The sequence below is a fragment of the uncultured Flavonifractor sp. genome (genome assembly GCF_944387675.1).
Lineage (GTDB): Bacteria > Bacillota > Clostridia > Oscillospirales > Oscillospiraceae > Flavonifractor.
Map to the genome: position 1 here is coordinate 1 of NZ_CALXFV010000074.1, position 11,092 is coordinate 11,092.

At 62.6% G+C, this 11,092-nt stretch carries 13 protein-coding genes; 8 read left to right on the forward strand and 5 right to left on the reverse strand.

Annotated elements, in window-relative coordinates; translation table 11 throughout:
• Window positions 1–131: 131 nt before the first annotated feature.
• From trxA to Q0J74_RS07925, 3 genes are read right to left on the reverse strand one after another with little or no spacing between them, the layout of a single operon-like run.
• Entirely contained in the window at window positions 132–446 is a 315-nt protein-coding gene (gene trxA, locus Q0J74_RS07915) for a thioredoxin (protein WP_297213011.1), read from the reverse strand.
• A 41-nt stretch (window positions 447–487) separates the two neighbouring features.
• On the reverse strand, window positions 488–1,336 hold the full coding sequence (locus Q0J74_RS07920; RefSeq protein WP_297213013.1) for an NAD(P)/FAD-dependent oxidoreductase: 849 nt from the start codon (window positions 1,334–1,336) through the stop codon (window positions 488–490).
• Window positions 1,318–1,629, reverse strand: a complete 312-nt coding sequence (locus Q0J74_RS07925; RefSeq protein ID WP_297213015.1) for an ArsR/SmtB family transcription factor — start codon at window positions 1,627–1,629, stop codon at window positions 1,318–1,320. The genes Q0J74_RS07920 and Q0J74_RS07925 overlap by 19 nt, the downstream gene beginning before the upstream one ends.
• Before the next feature lie 171 nt (window positions 1,630–1,800).
• Between Q0J74_RS07925 and Q0J74_RS07930 the strand changes: the two genes are divergently transcribed.
• Together Q0J74_RS07930 and Q0J74_RS07935 are read left to right on the forward strand one after the other, a co-directional pair.
• Complete coding sequence (locus tag Q0J74_RS07930) at window positions 1,801–3,483, forward strand: glutamine--tRNA ligase/YqeY domain fusion protein (protein WP_297213017.1); 1,683 nt, start codon at window positions 1,801–1,803, stop codon at window positions 3,481–3,483.
• A 296-nt stretch (window positions 3,484–3,779) separates the two neighbouring features.
• Window positions 3,780–4,814, forward strand: coding sequence for a threonine aldolase family protein (locus Q0J74_RS07935; RefSeq protein WP_297213019.1), 1,035 nt, complete (start codon window positions 3,780–3,782; stop codon window positions 4,812–4,814).
• A gap of 55 nt (window positions 4,815–4,869) precedes the next feature.
• Here the strand turns inward: Q0J74_RS07935 and Q0J74_RS07940 are convergent, their stop codons facing one another.
• On the reverse strand, window positions 4,870–5,649 hold the full coding sequence (locus Q0J74_RS07940) for a hypothetical protein (protein ID WP_297213021.1): 780 nt from the start codon (window positions 5,647–5,649) through the stop codon (window positions 4,870–4,872).
• A gap of 192 nt (window positions 5,650–5,841) precedes the next feature.
• Here Q0J74_RS07940 and Q0J74_RS07945 point away from each other — a divergent pair, with 192 nt between their 5' ends.
• The 6 genes from Q0J74_RS07945 to Q0J74_RS07970 all read left to right on the forward strand — a co-directional run bounded on the left by Q0J74_RS07945 (window position 5,842) and on the right by Q0J74_RS07970 (window position 10,810).
• Window positions 5,842–6,870: an FAD:protein FMN transferase gene (locus Q0J74_RS07945; protein ID WP_297213024.1), complete on the forward strand. Its 1,029-nt coding sequence runs from the start codon at window positions 5,842–5,844 to the stop codon at window positions 6,868–6,870.
• Window positions 6,845–7,252 (forward strand): NusG domain II-containing protein, encoded by a 408-nt coding sequence (locus tag Q0J74_RS07950; protein ID WP_297213026.1) that lies wholly within the window; start codon window positions 6,845–6,847, stop codon window positions 7,250–7,252. Before Q0J74_RS07945 ends, Q0J74_RS07950 begins: the two co-directional genes overlap by 26 nt.
• A 48-nt stretch (window positions 7,253–7,300) precedes the next feature.
• A complete protein-coding gene (locus tag Q0J74_RS07955) occupies window positions 7,301–7,816 on the forward strand; it encodes a Gx transporter family protein (protein ID WP_297213027.1) in 516 nt (171 codons plus the stop codon).
• An 87-nt stretch (window positions 7,817–7,903) separates the two neighbouring features.
• Window positions 7,904–9,172: a polysaccharide deacetylase family protein gene (locus Q0J74_RS07960; protein WP_297213029.1), complete on the forward strand. Its 1,269-nt coding sequence runs from the start codon at window positions 7,904–7,906 to the stop codon at window positions 9,170–9,172.
• An 88-nt stretch (window positions 9,173–9,260) separates the two neighbouring features.
• A complete protein-coding gene (gene cdd, locus Q0J74_RS07965) occupies window positions 9,261–9,656 on the forward strand; it encodes a cytidine deaminase (RefSeq protein WP_297213031.1) in 396 nt (131 codons plus the stop codon).
• Window positions 9,656–10,810 (forward strand): DUF362 domain-containing protein, encoded by a 1,155-nt coding sequence (locus Q0J74_RS07970; RefSeq protein WP_297213033.1) that lies wholly within the window; start codon window positions 9,656–9,658, stop codon window positions 10,808–10,810. Before cdd ends, Q0J74_RS07970 begins: the two co-directional genes overlap by 1 nt.
• 98 nt (window positions 10,811–10,908) lie before the next feature.
• On the opposite strand, the gene Q0J74_RS07975 is transcribed toward Q0J74_RS07970, so the two are convergent.
• Window positions 10,909–11,092 (reverse strand): hypothetical protein (locus Q0J74_RS07975; protein WP_297213035.1); only part of this gene is annotated, 184 nt, incomplete at its 5' end.

Below are 11,092 nucleotides of genomic sequence, written 5' to 3' on the forward strand. Positions count from 1 at the left end.
GTGGTTCCTACCGCCGCAGCGGCGACGGAGACTACCACTGCACCCGGGCGGAATTAAACGCCATGCTCTCCGGCCGCCCCCATTAACGACAAAACGCCCGCCGGCAGAAAGCCGGCGGGCGTTTGCCTTGGTTACAGATTGGCGTCCAAAACGTTGGTGTAGGCGGCCGGGGGCATCACGCCCACCTTCCGGTCAAACTCCTTGCCGTCCTTCAGAAACACCACGGTAGGGATGCTCATCACCCCGAAACGCATGGCCAAGTCCGGCTCGTCGTCCACGTTCACCTTGCCCACCAGGGCCTTGCCCTCGTACTTGCCCGCCAGATCCTCCATCACGGGGGCGAGCATCTTGCAGGGTCCGCACCAGGAGGCCCAGAAGTCCACCATAGAAATGCCGTTGGATACCGCCTTGTCAAAACCGTCCTTAGTCAGATGAATGATCGCCATAATCAAATCTTCCTTTCTCTGTGTGTAATAAATAAATTGTGTTAAGAAATGTATTCCAGATATTCCGCCGCCCGGTGGCCCGCCACCTGCCCCTCTCCCACAGCCTTGGAGACCTGGAGGGGCAGGCCGGTGCAGTCGCCGGCGGCAAAGACGCCGGGGATGCTGGTGGCCATATTTCCATCCACCTTGATATAGCTTCCCTCCAGCTCCAGCCCTGGGAGCAGCTCCGCCGGAGCCATGGAGGGGCGGAGGATGAACACCCCCTCGCAGGGGATGGTGGTACCGCCAGCCCGGAGGCCCTCCACCTTCTGCTCCCCCAGTACCTCCAGCTTCCCGGCCTTCACCGCCGGGATGTCGGAGCGCAGGCCGTCGGCGGGATTGGGGCTGACATAGGTGACCTTGCAGCCGATTTCCTTCAGCCAGTTGGCCTCCTGGGGCGCGTCGGCTGCCAGGCCAACCACCGCCACTTCCTTCCCCCGGTAGAGCATCCCGTCGCAGGTGGCACAATAGCTTACCCCTGCTCCCAGATGCTCCCCTTCGCCGGGATACTTGGCCGAACGCACCACGCCGGTGGCCAGCACCACCGCCCGGGCCTGCTCCATCTCGCTGCCGACGCTCAGGTAGAATGTGCCGTTCATGGGCATGATATTCAGCACCCGGCCCTCTTTTTCCTCCACGCCCATCTGCCGGGCGTGGCTGCGGAAGCGCTCCAGCAGCTCTCCGCCGGTCACATCATAAAAGCCCAGGTAGTTGTCGATCCGCTCCGTCTTGTACAGGGGATTGTCCCGCAGATCTCCGCTGACCACCAGCACCGACCTGCCCCTGGCCCGAACCTGGATGGCCGCAGACAACCCCGCCGGACCGCCGCCGATTACCGCAACGTCGTACACCGGTACTCCTCCTCCCTGTCGCCGAACAGCGCCGCAATCACCGCCGCCGCCGACCGGTCTGCCACCTCATAGTAGACCTCATTCCCGGCCCGCTCGGCGCGGACGATCCCCGCCGCCTTCAGACGCATGAGATGCTGGGAGATGCAGGACTGGGACTGGCCGGTGTGGCTCTCCATACAGCCCACGTTGCGGCAGCCGTTGACCAGCAGCCCCCGGACAATTTGCAGGCGCAAGGGGTGGGAAAGGGCCTTGAGCAGCTCCGCTTTCTGGGCATAGCCGGTATCTGCTTCCATTCGTCTCACCTCATTTGCTTTTTCTAATATTATTATATTCTAATATTCAAATATGTCAACCCTCTTTTTAAAAATTTTTTCTTCCCACCGCCCAAGGCCCATCCGCTCTTGCATTTTTTGCCTGATGGGGTTAAAATATTGGTTCGTATCAAGATAGAAGGAGTGAACAGGATGCCAGAAGAGCTGAATCCCACCATGACGCAGAACTTTATCCATGATTTTATTGATGAGGACATCGCCCAGGGTGGTCAGTTTCAGGGCATGACCGTCCACACCCGGTTCCCGCCGGAGCCTAACGGCTATCTGCACATCGGCCATGCCAAGGCCATTTTCGTGGATTTCGGCACGGCGGAGAAGTACGGCGGGCTGTGCAACCTGCGCATGGACGACACCAACCCCACCAAGGAGGATGTGGAATACGTGGAGGCCATCCAGGAGGACATCCACTGGCTGGGCTACGACTGGGGCGACCGGTTCTATTTTGCCTCAGATTATTTTGAAAAGATGTATGAGTACGCCGTGGAGCTGATCAAAAAGGGGCTTGCCTACGTGTGCGAACTCACGCCGGAGGAGTTCAAGGCGTATCGCGGAGACGTGAACACCCCCGCCCGCTCCCCCTGGCGGGACCGTCCTGCGGAGGAATCCCTGGACCTCTTTGCCCGGATGCGGGCGGGCGAATTCCCCAACGGCAAGTACACCCTCCGGGCCAAGATTGACCTCAGCAGCGGCAACTTCAACATGCGGGACCCGGTCATTTACCGCATCAACCACATGCACCACCACCGCCAGGGGGACAAGTGGTGCATCTACCCCATGTACGATTTCGCCCACCCCATTGAGGACGCTCTGGAGGGGATTACCCACTCCCTGTGCTCCCTGGAGTTTGAGGATCACCGGCCCCTGTACGACTGGGTGATCCAGAACTGCCCCGTCCCCGCCAAGCCCCGGCAGATCGAGTTTGCCCGGCTGGGCATCAACTATACGGTGATGAGCAAGCGCAAACTCCGCCAGCTGGTGGAGGAGGGCCGGGTCTCCGGCTGGGACGACCCCCGCATGCCCACCCTGTGCGGCCTGCGCCGCCGGGGCTATACCCCCCGCTCCATCCGCAACTTCTCCGAGCGCAACGGCGTGAGCAAGGCGGCCTCCACTGTGGAATTTGCCTTTTTGGAGCACTGCCTGCGGGAGGATTTGAATGAAAGCGCCCAGCGGCGGATGGCGGTGCTCCGCCCCGTCAAGCTGGTGATTACCAATTACCCCGCCGGGCAGAGCGAGACCTTCTCTGTGGAAAACAACCCCAACCGCCCCGAGGACGGCAGCCGGGAGGTCACCTTCTCCCGGGAGCTGTATATTGAGGCCGACGACTTCCTGCCCCAGCCGGTACCCAAGTACAAGCGGCTCTACCCCGACGGCCCGGAATGCCGGCTGAAGGGGGCCTATGTCATCAAGTGCGTGGGCTACGAGACCGACGAGGCGGGCAATATCACCCAGATTGCCGCCGAATACGACCCGGACAGCCGGGGGGGCGACCCCGCCGACGGTCGGAAGATTAAGGGCGCCACCATCCACTGGGTGGACGCCGCCACCGCCGTGGACGCGGAGGTGCGGCTGTATGACAACCTGTTTACCGACGCCGACCCCGACGCCGGGGACAAGAATTTTCTGGACTGCCTGAACCCCAGCTCCCTGGAGGTGCTCACCGGCGCCAAGGTGGAGGCCGGGCTGGCCGGGGCGGAGGCGCCCGCCTCCTTCCAGTTCCTGCGCCAGGGCTATTTCTGCGTGGACAACCGGGACTCCAGGCCGGACAAGCTGGTATTCAACCGCTCGGTCAGCCTGAAGGATTCCTTTAAATTCTGAGGAAACAAAACAGCGGGCGGCCCCAGGCCGCCCGCTGGAGGCTGTCGAAAAAGTGGCGGAGCCACTTTTTCGAGTAGGATGCAGGCCGCTGCGCGCAGGATTTGTCCGTCTGCGGCGGACAAATCCCACACTTGCGGCCTGAGCAGTGTTTTCAGCCACGCACGTGTCGCGGCTGAAAACAGATTTCCACTTCCTTCGCGCCTGCGGGCGCGAACTCTGCGAGGCTTTTTCGACAGGCTGCAGCGGGCGGCCCCAGGCCGCCCGCTGTGCTTCCGCTGTAACTGGAGGTTACTGATATGAAACGGTATCTGTTCCGCAACGACTACTCCTTCGGCGCCCATCCCAAGGTGATGGACGCGGTGTGCGCCGTCAATCTGGAGGGCAACTGGGGCTACGGCGACGACGGCTACACCGCCCGGGCCAAGGAGCGCATCCGCCAGGTGTGCGGCTGTCCCGACGCCATGGTGGAGTTCCTGGTGGGAGGCACCCAGACCAACGTGGTGGCCTGCGCCTTCCTTCTCAAGCCCTGGCAGTCGGTGATCTGCCCCACCTCCGGCCACCTCAACGGCCACGAGGTGGGTGCTTTTGAGGCCACCGGCCACAAGATTATCCCCGTGGAGGTGGGCGGTGACGGCAAGATTACCCCGGAAATGCTCCCTCCGGTGCTGGAGTGGCACCAGGACCCCCATCTAACCCAGCCCAAGCTGGTGTACATCTCCAATGCCACCGAGAACGGCGCGGTCTACACCAAGGCGGAGCTTACCGCCCTGTCGGATTTCTGCCACAAAAACGGCCTGCTCCTCTTTGTGGACGGTGCCCGGCTGGGGGCAGCCCTCACCTCCCCCGCCAACGATTTGACCCTGCCGGAATTCGCCGCCCTGGTGGACGCCTTCTACATCGGCGGTACCAAGAACGGCGCCATGTTTGGGGAGGCTCTGGTCATCACCCGGCCTGAACTGGCCGACGGCTTCTTCCGTATGAAAAAGCGGATGGGCGCCGTGATGGAGAAGGGCTGGATTCAGGGGGTCACCTTCCTCACGCTCTTCGGGGCGGACGAGCTGTACTTCTCCATGGCCCGCCAGGGCAACGAGATGGCCGCCCGCCTCCAGGAGGGGCTGCGCTCCAAGGGCTGGACGCTGTGGGTGGAGTCCCCCACCAATCAGGTGTTTGCCGTCATCCCCAATGAAATCAAGCCCCAGGTGGATGCGGTGTGCGACTGCGAGGTGTGGTGTCCCTATGACGAAAGCCACACCGTCATCCGCTTCGTCACCTGCTTCCACACCAGCCAGGCTGACGTGGACGGCCTGCTCTCCGCCCTGCCTACCCTGTAACAGGCAGCAAAAATCCCCGGAGCGGTATTGCTCCGGGGATTTTACTCATTCAATCTCACATCAGGCGGACGGTGTGGTAGACCGCCAGAATCAGCAGCCAGGCCACCAGCACCCCGTACAGGACGGTAAGGCCGCCCAGTACCGCTGCGGCAATCACCACCGCCGCCACCAGCGCGCAGGTGACATACAGCATGGCGTAGTTGGCGCTTTTGGGCAGCACCCGGGTCAGCTTGCCCTTTACGGTCAGCTTGCCCTGGTTCTTCTGGAGCAGCCGGAAAAGCACCGCCGCAGCCACCAGAATCACCGCCAGCACCACCGCGTAGCCGTAGGCCACAGTTGCGGACAGGCCGGTGCGGGGGATCACCTTGATGCCCAGCAGTCCCAGGGCGCTGAGCAGGGCGGCGAAAAAGAACTCCCGCTGATAGAGGTAGTAGATCAGGGCCAGCACCGCCACAGCGGGAACAGCCACATACAGGAAGCGGACCCCGCTGCTGTCAAAGACCCGGATCACCACCGCGCACGCCGCCAGGGCCAGCGCCGCCAGGGTCAGCCCCCCGGTAAGCCGCACCAGCCGGCCCGCCCGCCGGGCCGCCAGCCACAACAGCAGCATTCCCACAAAGCAGATAGGCAGCACAATGGCCAAAATCTGGAACAGCCCCCGCAGGGCATAGGCCAGCTCCACCTGGGCCTGGTCCACGGTGTAGTTGACGTATACTTTATTCAACAGCAGCAGCAGCATCTCCAACAGAACGGAACCCACGATCCACCAGAGGACCTTGTTGAGGATTACGTCCTCCTGTCTGGCACGCAGCGCCTGCTTTTCTTTTCTGTTCATGCATCCATCTCCTGTAGGCGGCATCCTCCGCCGGTCTCCCGGGCCATCCGCGCCCTCGAAATCATCAATCTCGTATAGTTTACCAGAATTCGCGCCATATTGCAAGTCAAGAATCCCTACCCCCTTTCCCGGGAAAAGAAAATGTGGTAAAATGTCGGTTGTTCCTTTTTTATAAACTATTAGGAGTATGCCATGAAACGTGCGATTTCTTTCCTTCTCATTCCGGTTTTTCTGCTGCTCTCCGGCTGCGGTGTTCAGCAGGCCCAGGAGCAGTTTTTCACCATGGATACCGTCATGTCCGTCACCGTCTACGGCAAGGGGGCGGAGGAGACGGCCTCCGCCGCCCGGCAGGTGGTGGAGACGCTGAACGGCGTGCTCTCCCGTACCGACGGGAACAGCCTCATCTCCCAGCTCAACGCCCACGCCGGGGACGGCACGGCAGTGGAGCTGGATGGGGATACTCTGGAGCTGCTCACCTTTGCCCAGCGGATGGCCCGGCTGCTGCCCGGAGATTTCGACATCACCATTGCCCCGGTGATGGATGCCTGGGGCTTCACCGGGGAGGAGCGCCACGTACCGGAGGAGGAGACCCTGGCCCAGGCTCTGGCCCTGGTGGACAGCGAAAAGCTACTGCTGGACGAGGCCGCCGGCACCGCCCGGCTGGAGGAGGCCGGCATGGCGGTGGATCTGGGTTCCATCGCCAAGGGCTACGCTGCCGCCCGGGCGGAAGAGGTACTGCGGGAGGCGGGAATCACCTCCGCCCTGCTGGATTTGGGCCGCAACATCACCCTCATCGGCTCCAAGCCCGACGGCACCTCCTGGCGGGTGGGCATAGCCGATCCCCAGGATGACAGTCAGTCTCTGTGCGTCCTCTCCCTGGAGGATCAGACCGCCTCCACCTCCGGGGGCTATGAGCGGTGGTTTGAAGAGGACGGGGTGCGCTACCACCATATTATCGACCCCAAAACCGGCTATCCCGCCAGCTCCGGCCTGTTGTCGGTAACGGTGATCTCCCCCGACCACCTGCTGGCCGACGCCCTGTCCACCGCCCTGTTTGTGGCGGGGCCGGAAACAGCCATGGAGTTATGGCGGAGCCGGACGGATTTTGAGCTGGTGCTGTGTACCGACCAGGGCCAGCTTCTGGTCACCGAAGGTTTGGAGGCCGGATTTGAATTTCGGGGAGAGGAGCAGGGCTATGGCTACCAGATCGTCCGCCGCTGACCGCCGCCGCCCCACGCCGGGGGATCTGCTGGTGGTGCTGGCCGTGGCAGCCGCCGCCGTGGCGCTGCTGCTGGCGCTGCGCCAGGAAAGCGGAAACTTTTTGACCGCCTCCGTCGTCTTAGATGGTGAAACCATCGCACAGTACGACCTGGCCGCCCTTACCGGTCCGGTGACCCTGGAGGTGGACGGCGCCCTCTATCCCCTGACCATCCAGGCCGAACCGGGCCGCATCCGTATTCTGGAGAGCAGCTGTCCCGGACAGGATTGCGTCCATACCGGCTGGGCCAGCCAGGCGGGCCAGCAGATCATCTGTCTGCCCAACCGGCTGGTGATCTCCCTGGAGGGACGGATACCCGGGGATATTGACGCGGTTACCGGCTGAATGTTCCATCCGTTTCCGGGCGTTTTTAAAAATCGGAGGTGAATCCTCTTGTCCACATCTCTGCGGCGGCTGACCCGCTGCGCCGTCCTCACCGCTCTGGCTCTGGCCCTCTCAGTGGCGGAGGGTCTGGTGCCGCTGACCCTTCTCTTTCCTCTGCCCGGGCTGCGGCTGGGCCTGGCCAATCTGGTGACGGTGTATGCCCTGTGCCGCCTCTCCGGCCGGGAGGCGCTGCTCATCCTCATCGCCCGGTGTCTGCTGGGCGCCCTGCTGGGGGGCAATTTGACGGCCCTGGCCTTTTCTCTCACCGGCGGCCTGCTGGCCCTGGGGGTGATGGCCCTGCTGCTCCGGGTCAGCTGCCTGTCCCTGTTCGGGGTGTCCATCGCCGGGGCCGCCGCTCACAACACCGGCCAGATTCTGGCCGCCATGGCGGTGCTGGGGGGGAAGGCCCCCCTGGTCTACCTGCCGCCGCTGCTGCTGTGCTCCCTGGTCACCGGGGCGGTCACCGGCGGGGCCTCTATCCTGTTGGTCCATCGGATTCCAAATTTAGGTGACATAAAATCTTAAGGATTTGTCACCACTTTGTAGTTGCTTTTATCCTGCTATGTCGTAAGATGGTACCCAGACAGAAAGAATACAGGAGGTCTGATTCCCATGAACTGTTTGATGCGGCGGGCCGCCGCTCTGGGTTTGGCAGCGGTCTTGATGCTCCCCCTGGCTGCCTGCGGCGGAAAGGAAGGTCCGGGGAAGCCGGACGCATCCGCCCCCGCAGCGGAGGCCACCCCTACGCCGGAACCCACACCCACACCCACCCCCGACCCCTATGAGGCGGTGCGCACTTACTGGAGCGAGGAGCAGCTCACCCAGGCCTGGGGTCCCGACCAGGTGGTGGAGCACCTGTTCTTCCACCCGGTCATTGCCTACCCGGAGTACACCTTCTCCAGCGCCATTTCCGCCGACCGGCAGGCTGGTCTGGACGACTGGATGGTGACCGCGGACGAGTTCAAGAAGATTATTCAGAGCGTATATGACAAGGGCTACATCCTGGTAAACATGGGGGACGTGTGGAGTGAGGTTACCGACGAGACCGGCGTCACCCGCATGGAGCGCAACACCCTGATGCTCCCCGAGGGGAAGAAGCCCCTTATCATCTCCTTTGACGATGTAAACTACTACCAGTACATGTTGGACGAGGGCTTTACCTCCAAACTGGTGCTGGGGGAAGACGGGCAGATCTGGGCGGAGACGAAGGACCCCTTTACCGGAGAGGTCTCCCTCACCCGGGATCTGGATGCCACTCCCATTCTGGATGACTTTGTTCTGGAGCACCCCGACTTCTCTCTCAACGGCGCCAAGGCCATCTACTCCCTCACCGGGTACGAGGGGATTTTGGGCTACCGCACCCAGAACGATATCGACATTGCCGCCGATGACCCCGCCCGCCCCGCCTTTGACGCCAACCGGGCCGCCGAAATTGAAGCGGTCAAGCCCATCATTGCCCGGCTGAAGGAGACCGGCTGGACCTTCGGCTCCCACACCTGGGGCCATATCCGGCTGGACAGCCGTCCCATGGAGTCGGTGGAGCGGGACACCCTCCGCTGGGCAGAGGAGGTGGGCAGTCTGGTGGGACCCACCAACATCCTCTTCTACCCCCACGGCGGCCGCCCCGACGGGGATGACTGGCATAAGACCGGGCCGGTGTTCCAGTACCTTCAGAGCCAGGGGTTCCGCATCTTTGCCAGCGTGGGCATCAACTCCTTCTCCTATATCAAGGGCGATATCTCCGCCGTCATCTGCGACCGGCTCCATCCCGACGGTACCACCCTGCGCAACGGCAAGGCCCTGGAGTGGTATCAGCAGTTCTACGACGCCCGGGAGATCATCGATCTGAACGTGCGGCCCAATCTGGGTACCAGCTGGTGACGGCCCGCCCCGTTGCGAAAGAGAAAAAATCATGGTACAATGGGTTTCCAAACCCATTGTACCATTTTTTATGCGAGGAGGCGCCGTGATGACTGACCAAGAACTGGTGGAGCTGGCCTTTACCATGCTGGAACGCTCCTATGTCCCCTACTCCCATTTCCCCGTGGGCGCCGCGCTGGAGTGCGCCGACGGCACCGTATTCACCGGCTGCAATGTGGAGAACGCCGCCTACGGCTCCACCATCTGCGCCGAGCGCACCGCCCTGGTGAAGGCGGTGAGCGAGGGCCACAGAGATGACTTTGTCCGGCTGGCGGTGGTGGGCAACTCTACCGAACCTTGCTGGCCCTGCGGCTCCTGCCGGCAGATGCTCTATGAGTTTGCCCCCAGCCTCACCGTACTGGTGGCGCAAAGGGACCACAGCTTCGTGACCCTCCATCTGAAGGAGCTGCTGCCCTACGGCTTCGGCCCCAAATCCCTGGACTGATGACACAGAGCATCGTATATGCAGTTCCCTGCCCCGAGTATAGCCGGGTTGAGGGCGTCCTGCGGGATACGCTGGCCCGGCTGGGTGGCATGGAGCGGTTTGTAAAGCCGGGGGAACGGATTCTGCTGAAGGTCAATCTCCTCCGTCCCGCTCCGCCGGAATCGGCGGTGTGTACCCACCCGGCGGTGGTGGAGGCAGTGGCCAGGTTAGTCAAGCAGGCCGGCGGACGGCCGGTGATTGCCGACAGCCCCGGCGGTGCTCTGCACAAGGAGGCCGTTCTGCGGCACCTGTATGAAAAGACGGGCATGGCCCGGGCCGCCGCCCGGTCCGGGGCGGAGCTGAGCTACGACACCTCCACCCGTCTGGTGACCCTTCCCCGGGGAAAGCTGCTCCGCCAGGCGGAGGTCATCACCCCTGCGGCGACGGCCGACGGGGTATTCGACCTGTGCAAAATGAAGACCCATGTGCTCATGGGCATGACCGGGGCGGTAAAAAATAACTTCGGGATTATTCCCGGCCTGTCCAAGGTCGGCTTTCACGGCAGTCACCCGGACCGGATGGATTTTGCCGATGTAGTACTGGATTTGACCGGATACCTCTCCCCCCGGCTGTCTGTCATGGACGGAGTGCTGGCCATGGAGGGGGAGGGGCCCGGCGCCTCCGGCACTCCCAGACAGGTGGGGCTGCTGCTGGTCTCGGAAAGCCCCCTGGCCCTGGATACGGCGGCGGCGGAGCTGATGGGCCTGCCCCGACAGTCCAATCCCTTGCTGCTGGCCGCCCAGCGGCGGGGCCTCACTCCCTGCCGGGCGGAGGAGGTGGAGCTTGCGGGGGGCAGCTGGGAGGCGCTGCGCATCCCGGACTACCGCTTCCCCTCCAACGTGCGCCGGGATTTGATGGAATTTCTGGGACCTCTGGCTGGGCCGGCCAAAAAGCTGTGCAAGGTCCTTCTCTCCCAAACCCCGAAAATCACTCCGGCGCGCTGTGTGGGCTGCGGTATCTGCCGGGACGCCTGCCCCGGCAAGGCCATCACCCTGGAGGGCGGCAAGGCCAGGGTTCACCCCGCCTCCTGCATCCATTGCTACTGCTGCCACGAACTCTGTCCCCAAAAGGCGGTGGCGCTGAAGCGGGGACCTCTGGACAGTCTGCTGAAATAGAAAAAGGCCGCTGCATACGCAGCGGCCTCAGTCTGTCGAAAAACCTTCCTCAGAGGAAGCCTCGCAGAGTTCCGTCGCCCGCAGGCGACGGAATAAAATCAAAATCCGTCATTTCCGGGGACATGTGCCTCGGAAATGACACTTCTCATGACGGATGGGGTGACTTTTTCGCAAGAAATCGAGCCCCATCCGTCATGCAGCCTCTTGTCGAAAAAGTCCAGCTTAGGCTGGGCTTTTTCGTTTATAAGCGGTAAAATAGCAGAAGGTGGTGAGAGCGATGCT

Coding starts and splice junctions, on each gene's coding strand:
- trxA (WP_297213011.1), bottom strand. CDS start 446: ATGGCGATCATTCATCTGACTAAGGACGGTTTTGACAAGGCGGTATCC.
- Q0J74_RS07925 (WP_297213015.1), bottom strand. CDS start 1,629: ATGGAAGCAGATACCGGCTATGCCCAGAAAGCGGAGCTGCTCAAGGCC.
- Q0J74_RS07930 (WP_297213017.1), top strand. CDS start 1,801: ATGCCAGAAGAGCTGAATCCCACCATGACGCAGAACTTTATCCATGAT.
- Q0J74_RS07935 (WP_297213019.1), top strand. CDS start 3,780: ATGAAACGGTATCTGTTCCGCAACGACTACTCCTTCGGCGCCCATCCC.
- Q0J74_RS07940 (WP_297213021.1), bottom strand. CDS start 5,649: ATGAACAGAAAAGAAAAGCAGGCGCTGCGTGCCAGACAGGAGGACGTA.
- Q0J74_RS07945 (WP_297213024.1), top strand. CDS start 5,842: ATGAAACGTGCGATTTCTTTCCTTCTCATTCCGGTTTTTCTGCTGCTC.
- Q0J74_RS07950 (WP_297213026.1), top strand. CDS start 6,845: ATGGCTACCAGATCGTCCGCCGCTGACCGCCGCCGCCCCACGCCGGGG.
- Q0J74_RS07960 (WP_297213029.1), top strand. CDS start 7,904: ATGAACTGTTTGATGCGGCGGGCCGCCGCTCTGGGTTTGGCAGCGGTC.
- cdd (WP_297213031.1), top strand. CDS start 9,261: ATGACTGACCAAGAACTGGTGGAGCTGGCCTTTACCATGCTGGAACGC.
- Q0J74_RS07970 (WP_297213033.1), top strand. CDS start 9,656: ATGACACAGAGCATCGTATATGCAGTTCCCTGCCCCGAGTATAGCCGG.